Annotated in this window: 17 protein-coding genes; 11 read left to right on the plus strand and 6 right to left on the minus strand. The window is 68.9% G+C overall.

Going from position 1 to position 18,819, the window contains the following annotated elements; genetic code table 11:
* Nucleotides 1–47 precede the first annotated feature (47 nt).
* From ACFC96_RS39075 to ACFC96_RS39090, 4 genes are all read left to right on the plus strand, one after another.
* Nucleotides 48–197, plus strand: a complete 150-nt coding sequence (locus tag ACFC96_RS39075; RefSeq protein ID WP_376617041.1) for a hypothetical protein — start codon at nt 48–50, stop codon at nt 195–197.
* Nucleotides 198–367: 170 nt separating this feature from the next.
* Nucleotides 368–631 (plus strand): chaplin, encoded by a 264-nt coding sequence (locus ACFC96_RS39080; RefSeq protein ID WP_340460974.1) that lies wholly within the window; start codon nt 368–370, stop codon nt 629–631.
* Between the two features lie 187 nt (nt 632–818).
* Nucleotides 819–1,403, plus strand: a complete 585-nt coding sequence (gene sigK, locus ACFC96_RS39085) for an ECF RNA polymerase sigma factor SigK (protein ID WP_376268167.1) — start codon at nt 819–821, stop codon at nt 1,401–1,403.
* A complete protein-coding gene (locus tag ACFC96_RS39090; protein WP_376617043.1) occupies nt 1,400–2,149 on the plus strand; it encodes an anti-sigma factor domain-containing protein in 750 nt (249 codons plus the stop codon). Before sigK ends, ACFC96_RS39090 begins: the two co-directional genes overlap by 4 nt.
* Before the next feature lie 137 nt (nt 2,150–2,286).
* Here the strand turns inward: ACFC96_RS39090 and ACFC96_RS39095 are convergent, their stop codons facing one another.
* Together ACFC96_RS39095 and ACFC96_RS39100 are read right to left on the minus strand one after the other, a co-directional pair.
* Nucleotides 2,287–2,691: a DUF6303 family protein gene (locus tag ACFC96_RS39095; protein WP_376617045.1), complete on the minus strand. Its 405-nt coding sequence runs from the start codon at nt 2,689–2,691 to the stop codon at nt 2,287–2,289.
* A gap of 228 nt (nt 2,692–2,919) precedes the next feature.
* Entirely contained in the window at nt 2,920–3,330 is a 411-nt protein-coding gene (locus tag ACFC96_RS39100) for an ATP-binding protein (RefSeq protein WP_340460450.1), read from the minus strand.
* Between the two features lie 358 nt (nt 3,331–3,688).
* Here ACFC96_RS39100 and ACFC96_RS39105 point away from each other — a divergent pair, with 358 nt between their 5' ends.
* From ACFC96_RS39105 to ACFC96_RS39120, 4 genes are all read left to right on the plus strand, one after another.
* Entirely contained in the window at nt 3,689–4,054 is a 366-nt protein-coding gene (locus ACFC96_RS39105; protein ID WP_376617047.1) for a PRC-barrel domain containing protein, read from the plus strand.
* Nucleotides 4,055–4,339: 285 nt separating this feature from the next.
* Nucleotides 4,340–4,756, plus strand: coding sequence for an ATP-binding protein (locus ACFC96_RS39110; RefSeq protein ID WP_376617049.1), 417 nt, complete (start codon nt 4,340–4,342; stop codon nt 4,754–4,756).
* Between the two features lie 88 nt (nt 4,757–4,844).
* Nucleotides 4,845–5,234 (plus strand): DUF3662 domain-containing protein, encoded by a 390-nt coding sequence (locus ACFC96_RS39115; RefSeq protein WP_376268151.1) that lies wholly within the window; start codon nt 4,845–4,847, stop codon nt 5,232–5,234.
* 124 nt (nt 5,235–5,358) lie between these two features.
* Nucleotides 5,359–6,270 (plus strand): RNA polymerase sigma factor SigF, encoded by a 912-nt coding sequence (locus ACFC96_RS39120; protein WP_376617051.1) that lies wholly within the window; start codon nt 5,359–5,361, stop codon nt 6,268–6,270.
* A 261-nt stretch (nt 6,271–6,531) separates the two neighbouring features.
* Here the strand turns inward: ACFC96_RS39120 and ACFC96_RS39125 are convergent, their stop codons facing one another.
* Entirely contained in the window at nt 6,532–8,637 is a 2,106-nt protein-coding gene (locus tag ACFC96_RS39125) for a SpoIIE family protein phosphatase (RefSeq protein ID WP_376617053.1), read from the minus strand.
* Nucleotides 8,638–9,606: 969 nt separating this feature from the next.
* Between ACFC96_RS39125 and ACFC96_RS39130 the strand changes: the two genes are divergently transcribed.
* Nucleotides 9,607–9,825 (plus strand): hypothetical protein, encoded by a 219-nt coding sequence (locus ACFC96_RS39130; RefSeq protein WP_376268143.1) that lies wholly within the window; start codon nt 9,607–9,609, stop codon nt 9,823–9,825.
* 852 nt (nt 9,826–10,677) lie between these two features.
* A complete protein-coding gene (locus ACFC96_RS39135; RefSeq protein WP_376617055.1) occupies nt 10,678–13,350 on the plus strand; it encodes a SpoIIE family protein phosphatase in 2,673 nt (890 codons plus the stop codon).
* A 42-nt stretch (nt 13,351–13,392) separates the two neighbouring features.
* Here the strand turns inward: ACFC96_RS39135 and ACFC96_RS39140 are convergent, their stop codons facing one another.
* The 3 genes from ACFC96_RS39140 to ACFC96_RS39150 all read right to left on the minus strand — a co-directional run bounded on the left by ACFC96_RS39140 (nt 13,393) and on the right by ACFC96_RS39150 (nt 17,458).
* The gene (locus tag ACFC96_RS39140; RefSeq protein ID WP_376617073.1) at nt 13,393–14,712 is read right to left on the minus strand and encodes an RNA-guided endonuclease InsQ/TnpB family protein; all 1,320 of its coding nucleotides are present in this window, start codon (nt 14,710–14,712) and stop codon (nt 13,393–13,395) included.
* Between the two features lie 479 nt (nt 14,713–15,191).
* Nucleotides 15,192–16,916: an MFS transporter gene (locus ACFC96_RS39145; RefSeq protein ID WP_376617057.1), complete on the minus strand. Its 1,725-nt coding sequence runs from the start codon at nt 16,914–16,916 to the stop codon at nt 15,192–15,194.
* A gap of 92 nt (nt 16,917–17,008) precedes the next feature.
* Nucleotides 17,009–17,458 carry a MarR family winged helix-turn-helix transcriptional regulator gene (locus tag ACFC96_RS39150; RefSeq protein ID WP_376617059.1) on the minus strand — a complete coding sequence of 150 codons (450 nt, stop codon included), beginning with the start codon at nt 17,456–17,458 and terminating at the stop codon, nt 17,009–17,011.
* A gap of 191 nt (nt 17,459–17,649) precedes the next feature.
* Here ACFC96_RS39150 and ACFC96_RS39155 point away from each other — a divergent pair, with 191 nt between their 5' ends.
* Nucleotides 17,650–18,189, plus strand: a complete 540-nt coding sequence (locus ACFC96_RS39155; protein WP_376617061.1) for a YbhB/YbcL family Raf kinase inhibitor-like protein — start codon at nt 17,650–17,652, stop codon at nt 18,187–18,189.
* Nucleotides 18,190–18,819: the final 630 nt, after the last annotated feature.

Here is an 18,819-nt window from a genome sequence, read left to right on the forward strand (position 1 = left end):
TAGCCGGTGCGCTACGAATTACTCGTGCCTCGGGAGGTGAAGGCGAGATGACCGACGAAGAATTCGACGAACTGATCGCTCAGCTCCGTCGGGAGATCCGGCGACGGCACATGGCCCCGCCCCCTCCAGCGGACCGGCGGGACGACATCTATGCCATGCGGGCGCGGCACGCCGAGTTCGGAGCCTGCGCCCACTGACCACGGCACAGATGCCACGCATCGTTGATCCGTACGGGTGACAGTCGCCGATCCGGCCAATCCGCGGGCCCGATGCCCACGGAGAACCGGTCGAGGGGCGCAACAGCGCCCCTCGCGGACGCAGGCTCTCCGCCTCCGTCCGCCGGTACTCATCTGTGCGAGGTAGAACCATGTCCCGTGTCTTCAAGAACGCGTCCCTGCTCGTCGCCGTCGGTGCGGCCCTCCTCGGCGGTGCCGGCGCGGCGTCGGCCGACAGCGGTGCCGAAGCCGTCGCCGCCCACTCGCCCGGCGTCCTCTCGGGCAACGTCATCCAGGTGCCTGTCCACGTACCGGTCAACGTCTGTGGCAACACGGTCAGCGTGATCGGGCTGCTCAACCCGGCCTTCGGCAACACCTGCGTCAACGGGTCCCACCTCGGGAGCTCCTGGAAGTAGTCGCCTGTGAACCGCTCCCACTCCGCGCCGGGCCCCGGCGCGGAGTGGGAGCGGAACTCCTGTGGAGCTTCGGCCGGCGCACTCTCCCTGACCCATCCGCATCGTCGACGGCGACGAATCAGTGGCGGGTACTCCGAAACGGCACCCGCTCGGACGCGGCACGACTCACGTCGGAGATGATGCCGTCATGAGGCAAGCGGTGTTCATCGGCGGCAACCCGGAAGACGAACCCGATCTGGGTGCGCTGATGAAGCAGATCGCCGACGGCGACGAACACGCCTTCGGCCGGTTGTACGAGTCGGTGTCCGGCCCGGTCTTCGGGATCGTGCGGGCGGTGGTGCGCGACGTGGCGCAATCCGAGGAAGTGACACAGGAAGTGCTGGTGGAAGTGTGGCGTCACGCCGCGGACTACCGGCCGGAACGGGGATCAGTGATGAACTGGGTGCTCACGTTGGCCCATCGGCGAGCCGTGGACCGAGTCCGTTCCGTGGTCGCATCCACCGCACGTGAGGAGCGGGTCGCCGCGCGCGAGCGCCTTCCCGAATTCGACGTGACGGAAGCCGAGGTCGAAGCCCGCCAGGAGCGCGAAGACGTGGTGCGCTGCCTTCAGACGCTGACCGAGCTCCAGCGCGAATCGATCACCCTCGCCTACTACCAGGGACTCACTTACCGCGAAGTGGCCGAGCGCCTTTCTGCGTCGCTCGGCACGGTGAAGACGCGCATGCGCGACGGGCTGATCCGTCTGCGTGACTGCCTCGGAGTCGCGACATGAGCACGACCGACCCGCACACGCTCACCGGAGCGTACGTCCTCGATGCCCTCGATCCCGACGAGCGTGCGGCCGTCACGGAGCATCTGTCGACGTGCCCGGACTGCCGCCAGGAAGTGGCTGAGTTCGCGGCGACCGCCGGTCGCCTGGGGCTGGCCGCGGCCGTCACCCCGCCACCCGAGCTCAAGCAGTCCGTCCTCAGGGAGATCGCCGGCGTCCGGCAGGAGCCACCGCAGACCGCGCGTGAGAAGCACGTCGTGGCATCTCCGCGGAGTGCGGGATGGCTGCGCCGGTTGACGCTGGCCGCTTGCCTCGTGGCCGCGGCACTTGGCGGAGTGGCCATCTGGCAGCACCAGGAGGCCGAGCAAGCTCGCCGCCAGGCGAATCAGGCCCGGGCCGGCGCAGATCAGGTAGCCGCGATTCTGGCCGCGGGCGACGCGAAGACCCACACCGCGTCCCTGCCGGGCGGCGCCCGCGGCGTCGTGGTGACATCGGCGAGCCAGAACCGTGCGGTCTTCACCGCGTCCGGCCTCGGCACACCGCCCAAGGGCAAGGTCTACGAACTCTGGTTCAACGACGACGGCACCATGCGTCCGGCGGGACTCCTCAGCCGGGACCGGAGCAACCAGATCACCCTCATGGACGGGGCGATCGACAACGCCACCGGTATGGGCATCACCGTCGAGCCCGCAGGCGGATCCAAGACTCCCACCCTGCCGCCCGTCGGTCTGATCGAATTCCCCGCCTGACGGTCGTCAAGGAGGACCGTGGCGCGAACCTGGTTTCTGGCCGTCGTGACTCAGGGGGGGGCGGGTACCGGGCAGCCTCTGTCCTCGTCCAGTTCCGCCTGGTCGCAGGCGAGTGCCTGGCGCGACGGCCACGGTGCTCAGGTGATTTCGGGCATGCTGGCGGGCCGAACTTCGGTGTGTGCCATCAGCTGGACGTCGGTGCGGTCCCCGTCTTGGCATTCGGCCCACTCCCAATAGTGGCAGTCGGGCCCGGGGCCCGTCTGGACGTAGCCGAGGTCTGCGAGCGCCCGTTGGCGTGCGCGCAGCGTGGGGGCTTCGGTGCCGGGCAGGTTCACCGAGGGCCACCCGTCGGCCGGGACCCCGTACAGGACCACAGCGATTTCCCAGTTCGCGTCATCCGGCGAGTAGGTGAGCTGGGCGCGGGTGAAGTGGCCCTGGGCGGTCGGGTCCGTCTGGGGCCCTGGCAGTTCGGGCCGCGGGTCGAGGGCGTCCGCCATGGCGTCGTCGGGATCGGTGAACGGAGCGGGGGATTCGGAAGTCACGAGTTCTCCTCACAGCAGGTTCATGGTCGTGTGCCAGGAGCGCCCGCCGAGGGGCACCGTGGGCGCGACTTAGCGGATCGCCGACCGATGAGGCGGGCCCGCTCTCGGCGATGTCGTGAACGCGTGTGCGGGGCCGGCTCTCATGTGAACGGTCCGCCGCCCCGTACCTCCCGGCCACGTGCCGGACGAGGTCTCGGCAGACGGGACCTGAGGTAGTGGGATCGCCGCTCAGCGGGGCAGCGTGGCATGGATCGATTTGCCGCCGCCGGGCCGGGTGTGGATGGTGAGTGTCCGGGCCAGCCGGCGGACCATGGGCCAGCCGATGCCCCCGGCGCCACCGGACAGGTCGGGGCTGCGGTCCTGGGGATGCGCGGGGCTGGGATCGTCGACGGTGACGTGGATGTGCCGCCGGTCCGCGCTCAGATGAAGGGCCGTGACGGTGCCCGCGTGGCGCCTGGCGTTGGTGACGAGTTCTGACACGAGCAGGAGCAGGTCCTGTGCGGTGGGCGTCGGGGGAGCGGGGTGGAGGCAGGACAGGAAGCCGCTCGCTTCGTCACGGGCGTCGGCCGCCTTCTGCGGGCGGCTGAGGGCTTCGGCCGGGTAGGCCTGGTGGTCTTCGACCGTTGGTGGGTGCTGCATGGGCTTCACCCCTCGGGAGGACTTCGGTTCGGCTGTCGCTACACAGCGCATCTACCCTGCGAGAGCGCGATGAAAAGGATGCGTCTTCCCTGGGCTGGTTCAGAGCCGTCGCAGGCGGTCGTACGTGGTGATGAATGCGCAGGTAGGAAGTCTCCTGAGGCTTCTGGCGGTGCGCTCACCCCGGGCCGAGGCGGAACTCGTCCGGCCCACCGGACAGTGCTCTGCTGTATGACGGTCTGTTACCTGGGTACCGGGAGTGGGGAGCGGGGTCATTCCGCGACGGGCGGTCGACTCAATGTCGCAGTCGGCATCGCGGCCCCGCCAAGGGCGAGAAATGCTGAGAGAAAGGAACCACCTCATGCAGAGCGTCTGGGCCTACCCGGCAGGCATCGGCTATCAGGGAGAGGAGCAGGCGGTGTTGACGGGATTCACCCTCGAGGCGCCCGACGGGATCGTCGGCCAGGTGGAACGTCAGGTGGATGAGTACGGCATGCAACACCTGGTCGTCGATACCGGTGTGTGGGTGTTCGGCAAGAGCGTCCTGATCCCGGCCGGCATCGTCGTCGCGATCGATACGGGTGCCCAGACCGTGACGGTCTCTCACACCCGGGACGAGATCAAGGCCGCGCCCCGTTTCACCCTCGACAGCCAGACCACCGATCGGGCCTATCTCACCGAAGTGGGCACCTACTACGCCACGTTGGAGCGGTCAGCCGTTCTGTGAACGCACGCGGCGGCGCGAGCATGTGCCGACGCCGCAATACACGCAGTCCCCTCCGGGCGTGCTGAGTGCTGTGTGCGAGGCTCTCGCTGCTCGGCAGCCGCTTGTCACTGCGTGCATCCAGCACACAAGCGGTGGCCCCCTCGTGGTGAAGTCACGGGTCGAGGGGGATCCGCGTACGGGCACGAGGGTGGAGCTCTCGCCCAGAGCGGGGACGTTAGCGATCGCCAATTGAGGGCAGAAGGCCCGTTGCTGCCAGATCAGCCTATTCTCGACGGGGGTTCGGACATGAGTCAGGAGCCGTGGGAGGTGGGCGAGCGTCGGTCCGACGAAGGCCAACGGTCGGTGCCACCACAGATCACAGCCAGTCAAGCCCGTCATGCAACACGCGAATTCTTCTGCGGTCTTGTTCCCGCGCCCTCTCAAGACAGGGTCGAGAGCGCCATTCTCGTGGTCTCTGAACTCGTTGCGAATGCGTTCAGGCATGCAGGAGGCGTCACCGGACTTCATCTTGCGGCGGACCGTGACGTCGTGGAGATCGCCGTGCGCGACCCCAGCCCCGCGTTCCCGCGGGAACGTTCCCCTGACCTCGACGGCTACGAGGGCGGGTTCGGCTGGCCTCTGGTTCGGATGCTCGCGCGCAACGTCACCGTCCGCCCCTCTCGCAACGGTGGCAAGGTCATCAGCGCTGTCCTCGATCGCTGACAGCCGTCCCGGACCGCATGGAAGCCCACTCCTCGGGCCCACCCTTTTGGCCGCACATGATCCGGATGAGGACGGGCAGCCGACGGCGATGGGAAAGATGGGCAGCGTTGAAAGAATGATGGAGAAGTGGGCCGCAGACCTGGTGGACCGGGTCTTCCGGCCGGAGCGGGAGAGCGTGGAGGTCGTGTCGACACTCCGGCGTGAATGTGACGACAACATCATGATTCTGGGACGGGGACGCACGCTCGTTCCCAACGCCTTCACTGTCGCGCTCCCTCAGGAAAGTCATCGTGAACTCGGCTCGCACGTACATCGGTTGGGCCCGGTGTTGGCCGCGAAGGTACGAGATCACGCCGCCTCGCACAGCTATGTCTTCGCCGGACCGGTGACCGTCACTCTGGAGCCCGATCCGACGGTGGACACGGGGGGATACCGCATCCAGAGCTCGATCGTTCCGGCTCGGACCGGCCCGCGCTGACCACCGGTTGATCCCCGTCAGGTGCCTGCCGACGCGTGCATGAGTATGAACTCTTGCCTGAGGAATGCATGGTGACGCCATGTCTGGGCAGGTGGTGGGCTCGAACCGATCCGGGAGTGTGATCATGACAGTCCAGTCGCAGGCGAGGGACACGGAGGGCACGGAGCACGGCCGGGCACCGGCAGCGGCACAGCTGGAGACGCTGGCCGATGCGGGAGAGCTGCCCTGGATCGAGGACGCGGGGAAGGTCGCTCCGAAGGACGCGCGGAAACTGTCGAAGCTGTTCTTCGACCAGCTTCAACTCCTGGAAGAGGGCACCCGCGAGCATCAGTACGCCCGGAACACACTCATCGAGATGAACCTGTCGCTCGTACGGTTCGCCGGGCGCCGGTTCATGAACCGTGGCGACGGTGACATGGAGGACATCGTCCAGGTCGGAACCATCGGTCTGATCAAGGCGATCGACCGGTTCGACCTGTCCCGCGAGGTCGAGTTCTCCACCTTCGCCATCCCGTACGTCGTCGGCGAGATCAAGCGGTACTTCCGCGACACGACCTGGGCGGTCCACGTGCCCCGACGGCTCCAGGAGCTGCGGGTCGACATCGCCAAGGCCAAGGAGGAACTCGCCTTCGTCCTGGACCGTGACCCTACGGTCAAGGAAATCGCCGAGCACATGGAACTGAGCGAGGACGAGGTCATCGAGGGCGTCGTCGCCGCCAACGGCTACACCGCCGGCTCCCTGGACATGCCCGCCGACGCCGGCGAGGCGGGACAGGGCGAGGTTCAGGGCCGTACGGTGGCCGACTGCATCGGTGAGCCCGACCCCGGCATGGAGACGGTCGAGGACCTGCACTGCCTGAACCCTCTTCTGGGCCGTCTCACGGACCGGGAGCGCCGCATCATCGAGATGCGGTTCGGACAGGAGATGACGCAGAGCCAGATCGGCGAGGTGCTCGGCGTCTCCCAGATGCAGGTCTCCCGCCTCCTGAGCCGCACACTCGCCAAACTGCGGACCGGCATGCTCGCCGACGACTGACCCTCGTGATGCGGCGTGTGCCGCCGGCGCGCATCGCGCACTCTCGCCAGCTGGAGACCCGTCGCGGGCATGGGCTCGGACCTGCCGAGCTGAAGATCGGTGAGGCGTTGCTGATGCTTGCGGACGAGTTCCCGGAGCGAGGAGAGCCGTTTGCGCAGCGCCGGCGCCGGCTTGCCGCCGACGAACCCGGTGCGGAGAACGCGGCACCAGCACCGGAGCTGCGATGAACACGGTCGGCGGGCGGAAGGGCACGGGATGTGTTCAGTCGACCCTTGGCGTTGGGTCACGTGGGGCGTGGGGGACATCGGGTGTGGCTTGTGCGGTGAGGAGGGCGACGTCGTCGTGGTCGTCTGTGTCCCGTAGGACATCGACGAGCCACTGGCAGGTTTCGTCGAGCGGTCTGCGGGGTTCTCCCAACGTGCGCAGGAGGTCGTTGAGGCGTTCGTCGATGGGCTGGTGGCGGGTTTCGACGAGGCCGTCGGTGTAGAGGACGATCCGGTCGCCGGGATTCAGGTCGAACGCGGTGGTCCGGAAGGCGACGCCGCCGACGCCGAGGGGCGCGCCAGGGGCCAGCTCGAGGAGTTGCGGGGGTCGTCCGGCGGGCACGAGGACGGGCGGGAGGTGTCCGGCGTTCGCGATGTGACACCGGTGGGTGTGAGGGTCGTAGGTGACGTAGATACAGGTGGCGATGTAGTGCTCGAGCCCGCACGTGATCTTGTCGAGGTGGCGAAGGACCTCGGCGGGAGCCAGGTCGAGGTCGGCGAAGGCAGACGTGGCGGTGCGTAGGCGGCCCATGGTGGCGGCGGCGTCAATGCCGTTGCCCATGACGTCGCCGATCACCAGTGCGGTCTTGTCGCGGGCGAGGGGGATGACGTCGTACCAGTCGCCTCCGACCTCGCTGGATGCCTGGGCGGGCTGGTAGAAGGAAGCGACGTTCAGGCCGGTGGGCTGCGGAAGCTCGCCGGGCAGGAGGCTTCGCTGGAGGGTTTCGGCGGTGCTGCGGACGCTCTGGTACAAGCGGGCGTTGTCGATGGCGACGCCCGCGCGGGCAGCCAGATCCACGGCGAGCAGCACATCGTCCTCATCGAACGGGAGCTGGTTGCGCGCCCGCAGCAGACCGAAAGCGCCGAGGACCTCGTTGCGGGCGATCAGCGGGACCGCGAGGTAGGAGTGCACGCCTGCCTGGGCGAAGACTGCCGCGGTGTCAGCGCTGAGTGCGATGCGTTCGAGATCCTCCTGTCCGGCATGGACGACCACGGGCCGGCCGGAGTGCACGCATTCGGTGATCAGCCGGTCGGCGCCGTACGGGGCATGATCGACGGCCTGCAGGGCAGCCGCGGCCGGCGTGGGATAGGCGGCGGCCACGGCGAGCGGGCGAAACAGCTCCGGACCGTCGGAAGGACAGGAGCGGCGCAGGGCCGGCGCGGCGTCAAGGACATCGACCGACGCGATGTCGGCCAGGTCCGGCACCGCCACCTTCACCAGTTCCTCGGCGGTGTGCTCGACCTCCAGGGTCGTGCCGACACGCGCGGACGCTTCGGCGATCATGGTCAGGCGGTGCCGGGCCCGGTCCGCCTCGGCAGCGGCCCGATGGCGCTCGCTGACGTCGATGACGGAGTTGGCCACACCGATCACCCGGCCGCCGGAGTCTTCGAGCCGGTAGTGCGACACCGACCAGGCGTGATCGTGGTCCGGATCGGCCCGGGTGCGGCCGACGGTGTGCTGGTCGATCAGGGGGGTGCCGGCCAGCAGCACCCGGCGCATCGCGGACTCGATCGAGTCGACGTCGAGGGACGTGAGGATGTCGTGCGGGTATCGGCCGAGGTGGTCGGCCGCCGGGACGCCGTTGATGCGTTCCAGCTCCGGGTTGACCAGTACATAGCGCAGGTTCGTGTCCAGCAGGGCGATGCCGATGGGAGCCTGCGAGACCAGGCGCTGCGACAGTGCCAGGTCGGTCTCCACCCGCTGCAGTGTGCTCTGGTCGGCGGCTATGCCCAGGGCGTAGATGTCGCCGAGGTCGTCCACCAGGCGCATGTTGCGGAACTCGACCAGGCGCGTACTGCCGTCCTTGTGCCGGATCGGGAACGCGCCCGCCCAGCTCTCACCGGTACCCATCACTTCGGCGAACAGCCCGACCACCAAGTCCCGATGGTCTTCGTGGACCAGCAGACGTGCCGCGTGCCGGCCCAGAGCTTCCTCGGCCGCGTAGCCGAACACCTCATCGGCCTGAGGGCTCCAGAACACGATCCGCCCAGCGGCGTCCAGCACGACCGCAGCCACGCTGAGCAGATCGAGCAACCCTCCCGGCGGCGCCGCGCCCGCCCCGCCGTCCCCCTCCCGCTCCGGGCGCGGCTCGTGTACATCCATCCTGGAGAGCTCCCTCCTCAGCGCAAGCCCGCTCAGGACGCGTGCCGGTTGAGGCCTTCTCTTCCATGCTGCTCCCGGAACCCGGTGTGCACGATCCGGCAGCACCCCGACGCCCGTGCGGCCCCGCACCGCCTCCTCCGGTTGGACCGCCTCGGCGGCAAAGGCAAGGCCGAGCCGTTCCGCCTGATGGACATCGACACGGATTCCGAGTACCCCCGTGGTCGATCTCCTCCCCGTCGTCGCCGACGGCGTTGTGCCGCGTCTCCACAGTGAGGGCTCAGGCCGTCTCAGCCGGCCCCGGCTTTCCGGAGACCTGAAGCTCATCGGTCGGCTCGCCGCCGAACGGACGCGACTCCACTGCCGGTGGTTGACTGGATCTACGGTCAGTCGGCGCCGCGCCGTAGGGCCGTTGCGCACGGGCTTGTGCGCAGCGAGTTCGTGTCGGCGGCGATCCTGGCGCCCGGTCTTGGTTTTCGACGGCCTGACTCCGGGCCTGACGTCGGTCAGGTTCTCCAGCATCTCTGCGGTCGTGGGATCCATGGCGTGTGGTGACCGCAGCGCTCCGAGCGTGCGCGTCCGAGAAGGACCCTGGGTGCCTGCCGCTGCCCAGATTGCCCCCTTGCCGCGCGGCAAGGGGAGGCTGAATCGTCGTCGTGTCGCGGGGCTGCTCACGTGGGCGGACCTGCAATTAGGGCAAATGCCCCTATCCATGTGCGGCAGGGGTGGCACACAATGGACGACGAGCACGCCAGGAGGTGGGCCGGATCGCGGGTCTTGTATGCGCGATCGTCTTCGTGGCCCACTCCGAGGTCGCGGACTCCGGGAGTCCGCAGCACAGCGGAGTGCGGCCGGGTTCTGAGCCGCGCACGGCACTCAGGCGAGGAGGCTGATGTCATGGCCTGGGCATCATGGACCACCCCCGGGATTTTCACCGGCCGGGGCGGAGTCCGAACCGACGAGGTGGGCGTCGTGACGGGCGACGTGACCGTTCACACCACCTGGGACGGCCAAGAGGCCGATGTGTCGGTCCAGTACACCGGCACCTTGGAATGGTTCACCGTCACCGGCAGTCCGGTGCCCTGCCGGACCGAGCGGCACAGCAGGGATCTGCACCAAGCGGTGATCGAAAAGATCATGGAAGGCGGCGGCGCCGCCATTCCCCGACTCCACGACGCCGCCGTGCCGTAGTCGGCCGGTGTGGAGCCGAACGACCAGCATGCGTCTGCCGCGTGGTGTGGTCGATGCCCGTGCGCGCTCCCAGCCACGGGGATTGCTCCCGATGAGGCTCTGACGGAGTCCGGGTGCGGACCTGGGGTGCGGACCAGTGGTGCGGACCAGTGGTGCTGTGGGAGCCGCGCGGCGCGACGTCGTGGGCGCTTTTCCGGGATCGGCGAGGACCGGACGTTCCGGCTGAACCGCGTCACCGACGCGCGGCCCCTGCCCGGCTCCTTCGAACCGCCCGCCGACCTTGACCGGGCGCTGCGCGTCCTGCCGAGGCTCGCGACCGCTCCGTACCACCGCGAGGTGGCCGTGCGCGTCCAGGGGATGGCCGAGCGTATCCGCTCGCGCCTCCCCGCCTTCGTCGCGACCGCGGCGGAGCTGCCTCCTCCACGTCGTGCGCGGAGGAGTCCTCCTCTCGCGGCGTGGAGGAGGCCCCCGAGCCCCGCTTCCGCGTCCCGCTGCGGGTGGAGCGTCCCGCTCGGACGGTCGTCGTGCTCGCGTCGCTCGGTCGGTCGTCGTGGTCGCGTCGCTCGGGCGCCCGTCGTGCTCGCGCCGCCCGGTCGCCCGTCGTGCTCGCGTCGCTCGGACGGACGCTCGTCATCGAAGGGCTGAAAAGGCGCGAGGACTCGTCGAGGCACTCGCCTACCGGTCAGCCGATCGGGCCCGGCGGAGACCGCCTCACGTGTGAGGGATCGTCTGCGAGCGCCCGAGACAGGCCTTGAGAGGCCGGGTCCGTCCCCGCCGCGCGCGTCCCGCGCCGCGGTGCCCCGGGAGGTGCGGCCTGTGGCCGCCCCGGATCGCCAGTGCTAGAAAGGTCACATGGCGAATCGTTTCGCCGACTGGAGAAGCCTTTCGTTCAGGTCCCTGGTCAGCAGAAGCCCGCGAAGCGTAGCCGGGCAGGTGTTCGTCCTCCAGGTGGCGCTCGTCGTGCTGCTCGTGGCCGGCAGCGTCCTCGCCTTGGTCCTCCAGTCCGACCGGGACACCTACGCCGAGGCCAAGCGCCGCTCCGTCGCTGTGGCGCAGACGTTCGCGCACTCGCCCGGCGTCGTGGCCGCACTGGAGAGCCCTGACCCGAGCAAGATCCTCCAGCCCCTGACGGAAGCGGCGCGCAAGGCTGCGGGCGTCGACTTCATCGTGGTCCTGGACACCCACGGCATCCGCTACACCCACCCCCTGCCGAACCTCATCGGAAAACAGTTCGTGGGCACCATCGGGCCGTCGCTCGCGGGGAAGGTGTACACGGAGAGCGTTAAGGGCCCGCTCGGCCGGGAGGTCCAGTCCACCGTCCCCATCGACAACGCCGACGGCAAGGTCGTGGGGCTTGTCTCCGCGGGGCTGAGGGTCAAGAACGTAGCCAGTCAGGTGACCCGGCAACTGCCCATCATCCTGGGCGCCGGCGCCGGGGCACTCGTGGTGGCCACCGGGGGCACGGCACTGGTGGGCCGTCGGTTGCGCCGGCAGACCCACAGCCTGGCCCCGGACGAGATGACCCGCATGTACGACCACCACGACACGGTGCTGCACTCCGTGCGGGAAGGGGTCCTGATAGTCGGGGGCGACGGGCGCGTGGTGCTGGCGAACGACGAGGCCAGACGGCTGCTGGAGCTGCCCCCGGACGTCGAGGGGCAGTTGGTGTCGGAGCTGTCGAGCCTCGACCCCGGGACGGCCGAGCTGCTCGTGTCCGGGCGCGAGGTCACCGACGAGGTGCACTTCGCCGGAGACCGGCTGCTGGCGGTCAACCAGCGCCATACGGACAGCGGCGGTGGCCCCATGGGGACGGTGGTGACGCTGCGCGACTCCACCGAGCTGCGGGCGGTGACCGGCAGGGCGGAGATCGCGCGGGAGCGGCTCAAGCTGTTGTACGACGCCGGACTGTGCATCGGCACCACCCTGGACGTCCTGCGCACGGCCGACGAGCTGGCGCAGGTCGCCGTCCCCCGCTTCGCCGACTTCGTCACCGTGGACCTGGCCGACGCCGTACTGCACGGTCAGGAGCCGGCCCCCACCGCGACGGACATGCGGCGTACGGCCGTGTACGGCATCCGGAACGACCACCCGCTCTACGAGGCGGACAGGCTGATCGACTTCCTCCCGTCCACCCCTCAGGCCCGCGGCTACGGGAGCGGTCACGCCGAGCTGGTGGCCGAGTTGTCGACCGCCACGGGCTGGCACGCGCAGGACCCGGAGCGCACCAAGAGGATCATGGACTACGGCATCCACACCCTCATCGCCGCCCCGATCAAGGCCCGCGGCGTCGTGCTGGGCATGGCCAACTTCTGGCGCTCCGAGCAGCACGGTCCCTTCGACGAGGAGGATCTGTCGCTCGCCGAGGAACTGGTGGCCCGAGCAGCGGTCAGCATCGACAACGCCCGCCGCTACACCCGCGAGCACGCCCTCGCGGTGACTCTTCAGCGCAGCCTGCTGCCGCGAGCCCTGCCCGATCAGAGCGCCCTCGACGTCGGCTTTCGCTACCTTCCCGCCCAGTCGGGCGTGAGCGGCGACTGGTTCGACGTGATTCCGCTGTCGGGCTGCCGCGTCGCGCTGACCGTCGGCGACGTGGTCGGCCACGGCCTGCACGCAGCCGCCACCATGGGCCGGCTGCGGACCGCGGTGAACAACTTCTCCTCCCTCGATCTGCCGCCCGACGAGTTGCTGAGCCACGTGGACGACCTCGTCGGCCGTATAGACCAGGACGAGTCAGACACGGAGAGCGCCACGGGCATCGTGGGTGCCACCTGTCTGTACGCGATCTACGATCCGGTGACGCGCCGCTGTGTCGTGGCGCGTGCCGGGCACCTGGCGCCGGCCCTGATCCTCCCCGACGGCACCGTCACCTTCCTGGATCTGCCGGCCGGGCCGCCCCTCGGTCTGGGCGGACTGCCGTTCCAGACCGCCGAGCTGGACCTTCCGGACGGCGCCCAGCTCGTCCTGTACACCGATGGCCTCATCGAGGACCGCAGGCGGGACCTGGACGTGGGCATGGAACTGCTGCGCCAAGCACTGTCGGGCCACCCCGACAGGTCGCCCGAGGAGAGCTGCCAGGCTGTGCTCGACGAGCTGCTGCCCGGGCGTCCCAAAGACGACGTCGCGCTGCTGATCGCCCGCACGCGGGGGCTGCCGCGCGACCGGATCGCCGACTGGGACGTACCGCTCGACCCGGCCGCCGTCGCGGGGATGCGCGACGAGGTGGCCCGCAAGCTCGACGAGTGGGGCCTGTCCGAGCTGGCCTTCAGTGTCGAGCTGGTGCTGAGCGAGCTGATCACCAACGCCATCCGTTACGGCTCCGAGCCGATCCACGCACGGCTGATCTACGACCGCACGCTGATCTGCGAGGTCGCCGACGGCAGCAGCACCTCGCCGCACCTGCGGTACGCGGCGACGATGGACGAGGGCGGCCGCGGCCTGTTCCTGGTGTCGCAGATCGCCGAGCGCTGGGGCACCCGGTACACGCCCCAGGGCAAGGTGATCTGGGCCGAACAGGCCCTTCCTTGAAGTGTTCTCCTTCCTTCGCGAGCTTGGGGAGGAGATTCCCGTCTACCTTGCGGTGGCGGGCTTGACGCGTTTGTCGCGCCTGACGACTGCCCTCCCGGCAGCCGGGATGAGCGCATGGCCCGTCCGGTACAGGTGCAAGATGTTCCGGGCCGCGTTGTGGTCGGCGTTGCCCGACCACCCGCAGCCCGGGTTCTTGCACACGAATGTGGCCTGGTCCTCCCGGCTGCCGGGCGTGATGAAGCCGCAGGCGGAACAACGCCGGGAGGTGTTGGGGGCGGGCACCTTGTGCAGGGTGCCGCCGCACCGGCCGGCCTTGTAGGTCAGCATCGTGACCGTCCTGCCCCACGCCTCCTGGCTGATGGCACGGTTGAGTCCGGCCTTCTGGGCGACGCCGGTCCCCGGCTCGGCGATGGTGCCCCGAGCGGACTTGACCATGTTCGTGATGGTGAGTGCCTCGACCACCATGACCCCGTACTTGTGGGCGAGGGCGGTGGTCGTCTTGTGCTGCCAGTCCTGGTGCCGTCGCGTGGCTTTGGCGCGCAGCCCCCGGATCTGGTCGTAGGTGTGGTGCAGGCGGCGGCTGGTGCGCTCGCCCGGCCTGCGGTGTGTCTTGCGCTGGGCGGCCCGGCGCTCGAGGCGCAGGAGTTTGCTCTTTTCCTGCGTGTTGAGCCACTTGTCACGGTCGGCGCTGCCATCGGGGAGGCGGGGCGCACGCCCGTGGTCGTGGTGGTTGCCGTCCGACAGGGCGAGAGGCAGGTTCACCCCGGCGTCGATTCCCACCTGTGCCCCGTGGTGGGGTGCGGGCTTGGTTTCTAGGCTCTGCACGCGGAAGGCGATGTGCCATCCCAGGTGGTCCTTGACCAGCCGTGCCCCGGTGATCCGGTTGCCGGCGTTCGCGTTCTTGCCCACGGGGAGGTCTTTGGTCCAGCGGAAGCGGACACGGCCGACCTTGGGAATGTTAGCCATGCCCCACCGGCGGTGAACCCGCTTGATCTGCAGGTCACGGCCCTGCGGGATGTCCACACTCATCACGGACCGCAACCGGCCCTTGAAATTCGGAGCATCCACGCGGCCGTCCCAGCAGTTCTTCCAGGCCTGGAAGTACGTCTTGAGCACCGCCTGCGCGGCCTGCGCAGGAAGGACGGCAAGGAAATCGACCTCTTTGCGGGCCTGGCGTATCGCGGCGTCTGCGTTCACCAGAGTCCGCTTGTCCTTCGGCATCATCTGCCACCACGCGTGCAAACAGTTCCACACCGTGCGCGCGGCATGCGCCTGCTCGTCCATGAAAACATGCTCGGCAGCAGACAGTGACAGTCGAGCACGATGCCCGAACTGCCGCTTCACCGAACCGAGTTCACTCATGACGAACACGATCCTACAGTTCGTCCATGTCACCGTGATGCAATCCGCATGCGGGAGGTGTGCACGGACTTCGAGGCCAAACTCAAGCAGTTCAACAGCGAGGAGGACCACGAGCACCTGCTCACGCACCACCCGCCCAAGGCCTAGCTCTCCAAGCTGGTCAACTCCGTCTCCGCCAGGCGTCTGCGCCAGGAATACGACGCACACATCCGCCGCAACCTGCGGGGCGGCCACTCCTGGTCCGGCCCCTACTTCGCCAGAAGCTGCGGCAGTGGCCCCCTGACCGCCGTCGCAAGTACATCGAGAACCAACAGCGCCCCGCAGGCTGAGGTGAACAGTGCCGACCCGTACTCACCCGCGAGTCAAAACAGACCTGAGACGGCCTTCACCCCCGGCGCAAACGCCGGAGCACTGACCAAGATCAAAGGTATGCCTCCGAGGAGTCCGGCCGGGAAACGGACAGGTGTGTCAGCGGTGGTTCAGGCCGCGCTGTTGCGTATCTCCGCCAGGCTGTCCTTGGTCAGGTGTCGGGGTGTGTTGTCGGGGTCGACGAGGACGACCGTGCAGGTGGCGGCGTGGGTGAGGGCGGTGGTGAGGCTGCCGTCGGCGAATTGGGTGAGGGGGCCGCGTGGTGAGCGTCCGATGGCCACGGTGCGGGCGTGCACCTCGGTCGCGTGGTGGGCGAGGGCGCGGCCGGCGGCGGCGTGGTCGCCGAGGCTCTTGAGGATCTGGCCGGTGGCGGCGATGCCTTCGGCGCTGAGGCGGTCGAGGTGGGCGGTCACGGCGGCGTGAGCTTGTTCGTCGGTCTCGGTGTCGACGGCTTGTTCCTCGACCACGGCGGTCTGCTGGACGTGGACGACCTCCAGGGGGCTGTGGGTGTCGCGGGCGAGTCGGGCGGCGGCGTCGACGGTGGAGGCGGCCCTGTGGTGGGCGCCTACCGCGACGATGACGGGTGGTGTGTCGGTCGTGGCGGTCGGGCTGCCGACGGGGGTGAGGGTCGGGGTGACGGGCTCGCCCTCGCTGAGGTGCGCCTCGGCCTTGCGCAGCAGGCCGTGGCCGCTGGCCAGGACGGGGATGGCGAGGAGGAAGGTGGCGGCGCCCAGGTAGAAGGGGACGCTCAGGTCGGTGGCGTCGGCGAGCTTGCCCGCGACGAAGGGGGCCAGGCCGCCGCCGATGAAGCGCAGGAACCCGTAGGCGGATGAGGCCACGGGGCGCTCGACGGGGGAGACGAGCATGACGGCCTGGGTGGTGAGGGTGTTGTTGATGCCGATGAAGGCTCCGCTGACGATGACGGCGACGATGACGATGGTGGGGGTGGCGACGCCGGCGGCGATGACGGTCATCACGATGCCGAGGCCGAGCAGGTTCGCGTACAGGACGGGGGCGGTGCCGAAGCGGGCTTGCAGGCGGGGGGCGAAGAAGACGCTGAAGGCGGCGACCAGGAGGCCCCAGCCGGTGAAGACCAGGCCGAGTTCGTGCGCGTTCAGCTTCATCAGGTAGGGGGCGTAGCCGAGCATGGTGAAGAAGCCCCAGTTGTACAGCAGGGCCATGATGCCCATGGTCAGCAGGCCGCGGTGACGCAGTGCCTTGAGCGGTGCGATCGGGGAGGTGGGGCGCTTCGGCTTGGGCAGCGAGGGCACGAAGGCGAGGGTCGCGACCAGGGCGATGGCCATCAGGACGGCGACGCCGAAGAACGGGCCGCGCCAGCTGATCCCGCCCAGTTCCCCGCCCAGCAGGGGGCCGACGGCGATTCCGAGGCCGAGGGCGGTCTCGTACAGGATGATCGCTCCGCCGAAGCCGCCGCTCGCGGAGGCGACGATGACGGCGAGGGAGGTGGCGATGAACATCGCGTTGCCCAGGCCCCAGCCGGCTCGCATGCCGACGATGCCGTTGACGGAGCCGGCCGTGCCGGCGAGGGCGGCGAAGACGACGATGACGACCAGGCCCACGATCAGGGTGCGCTTGGCGCCGATGCGGCTGGATATCCAGCCGACGAAGAGCATGGCGACCGCGGTGACGATCAGGTAGCTGCTGAAGAGCAGGGAGACCTGGCTGGGTGAGGCGTGCAGGTTCTCGGCGAGGGCGGGGAGGATCGGGTCGACCAGGCCGATGCCCATGAACGAGATCACGCAGGCGAACGCCACGGCCCAGACGGCCTTGGGCTGCTTGAACGGGCTGGCGGCCTTTCCATGCGATGCACTCATGTGCGGTTCTCTCCAAAGTGTCGAGAAGCGGTGATGGATGGGGGGAGAGCGGACAGACTTGCGGGGTGGTGGGTGGTGGGTGACGGGATGGCTCAGTCGTGGGTCTGGCGATCCTGGATGGCGCGGGCCAGGGCGGGCAGCGCGATCCGCACGGCCTGCTGCTCCGGCTCGGTCAGCTCCCCGATGAGCAGGTCGAGAGCCTGGGCCCGCTCGGCGCGACGCCGGCGGAAGACGTCGAGGCCGCTGTCGGTGGCCTCCACGAGGACGGCCCGGCCGTCGTTGTCGTCAGCCACCCGGCGTACGAGGCCCGCACGTTCCATACGGGTGACGAGTTGGGTCATGTTCGGCTGGGAGACGCCTTCGGCCCTGGCAAGCTCGCTCAGTCGGCACGGGCCCCCGCGGCTCAGTCGGCCGATGGCGGAAGCGGCGGCCGTGCTCAGGCCACCCGCGACGGCGCTGTGCCGCACGTAGCGGACCATCTGCTCCACGGCGATGATGAGGTCTTCGGCCAGGGCGTCCGTATCCATAACCCGCTTATGCATAACGGCATTATGCATCTACGTGTAGCGTGAAGCAATATCTCGTGGGGTGTTCGCCGGCGCCCAAGTCGCCCATTTGCGGCATGCGGCCTGTGCCGGTGTCGTGCGACTGTCGGAGGTGTGACCGAGCAGGGCGGGTCGGTCACCGACCACTCCGTGAGCACCGGACCGCCTGACCAGAGGAGAAGAAGCACATGGCCCACTCCTTCGATCCCTACAGCGTCCTGCCCTCTGTGCCCGCGTTCGGCCTGCACAGCACGGACATCGCGGACGGAAAGCCGCTCGATGTCGCGCAATGCAGCAGTCTTTTCGGCGGCCCGGGCGAGGACCGCTCCCCACAGCTGTCCTGGGAGGGGTTCCCGGCCGACACCCAGAGCTTCGCGCTGACCTGCTTCGACCCGGACGCGCCTACGGTGAGTGGCTTCTGGCACTGGGCGGTGTACGACATCCCCGCGTCGGTACACGAACTGGAGGCCGGTGCCGGGGCACCGGGCGGGAAGTACCTTCCTGCCGGCGCGAAGATGCTGGCCAACGACGCCGGCGGACACAGCTTCCTCGGCGCCGTGCCCCCGCCCGGGCATGGTCCTCACCGTTACATCTACGCGGTCCACGCTCTGGACACGGCCGAGCTGGATGTGCCGGCGGCGGCTTCCCCGGCTTGGCTGGGCTTCCAGCTCTTCACCCACGCCGTGGCGCGGGCCGTCCTCACCCCGATCTGCGAGACCCAGGCCTGAGAGGACAGCTCGACAGCCCAGGAGTTGATCCTTCTGGGCTATCGGCTCTGGATCACTGTGAGGTCCGGATCGTGGGGGTGGCCCCGTTGCTCATCTCGCATCGAGGGAACCCTCGATCGGTCGACGTGAGAAGCACGACACCGGACCTCGTCGAGCAGCACGGGGTGCCCGGCCCGGGTGGCGGAGACCTGGTCCTCGATCGTGGCGCAGAAGCGGTTCGGCGGATTTTTGACGGGAGAGTTGAGCAGGAGCGCGAGACGGCGGGAGTCCGCGGCCTGGTCGAGCGCGTGGTGGAACGACCGAGGTCGGCGACACGGTCCCTGTCGTCGGCCGCGATGGCGTTCTGACGCTCGAGGATCACCTGGAGCTGTGCGAACTGATCCGGGGTGTCCTTTGCGGCCGCTCGCGCCGCGAGGACGAGCGGTCTGCACCGCCTGGTGGCCGGGGTGGGGCAGGACATCGCTGAACTCTGAGGGTGTTGGCGCGGTCGCGTCTGACCTGAGAGGTGAGACATGAGCGCCCGGTGGTCCGTGTGGGGGTCCGCCGGGCGTTCGTGTGGGGTGTGGTGGTGCCGGGGGTCAGTCCTTGATCTCGCAGATGGTGGCGCCGGAGGTGATGGAGGCGCCGATC

This window comes from Streptomyces sp. NPDC055955, from assembly GCF_042270245.1.
GTDB lineage: Bacteria > Actinomycetota > Actinomycetes > Streptomycetales > Streptomycetaceae > Streptomyces.

What these genes read in the sequence shown, in the direction of transcription:
- ACFC96_RS39075 (WP_376617041.1), top strand. Translation starts at nt 48, where the DNA reads ATGACCGACGAAGAATTCGACGAACTGATCGCTCAGCTCCGTCGGGAG.
- ACFC96_RS39080 (WP_340460974.1), top strand. Translation starts at nt 368, where the DNA reads ATGTCCCGTGTCTTCAAGAACGCGTCCCTGCTCGTCGCCGTCGGTGCG.
- sigK (WP_376268167.1), top strand. Translation starts at nt 819, where the DNA reads ATGAGGCAAGCGGTGTTCATCGGCGGCAACCCGGAAGACGAACCCGAT.
- ACFC96_RS39090 (WP_376617043.1), top strand. Translation starts at nt 1,400, where the DNA reads ATGAGCACGACCGACCCGCACACGCTCACCGGAGCGTACGTCCTCGAT.
- ACFC96_RS39100 (WP_340460450.1), bottom strand. Translation starts at nt 3,330, where the DNA reads ATGCAGCACCCACCAACGGTCGAAGACCACCAGGCCTACCCGGCCGAA.
- ACFC96_RS39105 (WP_376617047.1), top strand. Translation starts at nt 3,689, where the DNA reads ATGCAGAGCGTCTGGGCCTACCCGGCAGGCATCGGCTATCAGGGAGAG.
- ACFC96_RS39110 (WP_376617049.1), top strand. Translation starts at nt 4,340, where the DNA reads ATGAGTCAGGAGCCGTGGGAGGTGGGCGAGCGTCGGTCCGACGAAGGC.
- ACFC96_RS39115 (WP_376268151.1), top strand. Translation starts at nt 4,845, where the DNA reads ATGGGAAAGATGGGCAGCGTTGAAAGAATGATGGAGAAGTGGGCCGCA.
- ACFC96_RS39120 (WP_376617051.1), top strand. Translation starts at nt 5,359, where the DNA reads ATGACAGTCCAGTCGCAGGCGAGGGACACGGAGGGCACGGAGCACGGC.
- ACFC96_RS39125 (WP_376617053.1), bottom strand. Translation starts at nt 8,637, where the DNA reads ATGGATGTACACGAGCCGCGCCCGGAGCGGGAGGGGGACGGCGGGGCG.
- ACFC96_RS39135 (WP_376617055.1), top strand. Translation starts at nt 10,678, where the DNA reads ATGGCGAATCGTTTCGCCGACTGGAGAAGCCTTTCGTTCAGGTCCCTG.
- ACFC96_RS39140 (WP_376617073.1), bottom strand. Translation starts at nt 14,712, where the DNA reads ATGAGTGAACTCGGTTCGGTGAAGCGGCAGTTCGGGCATCGTGCTCGA.
- ACFC96_RS39145 (WP_376617057.1), bottom strand. Translation starts at nt 16,916, where the DNA reads ATGAGTGCATCGCATGGAAAGGCCGCCAGCCCGTTCAAGCAGCCCAAG.
- ACFC96_RS39150 (WP_376617059.1), bottom strand. Translation starts at nt 17,458, where the DNA reads ATGCATAAGCGGGTTATGGATACGGACGCCCTGGCCGAAGACCTCATC.
- ACFC96_RS39155 (WP_376617061.1), top strand. Translation starts at nt 17,650, where the DNA reads ATGGCCCACTCCTTCGATCCCTACAGCGTCCTGCCCTCTGTGCCCGCG.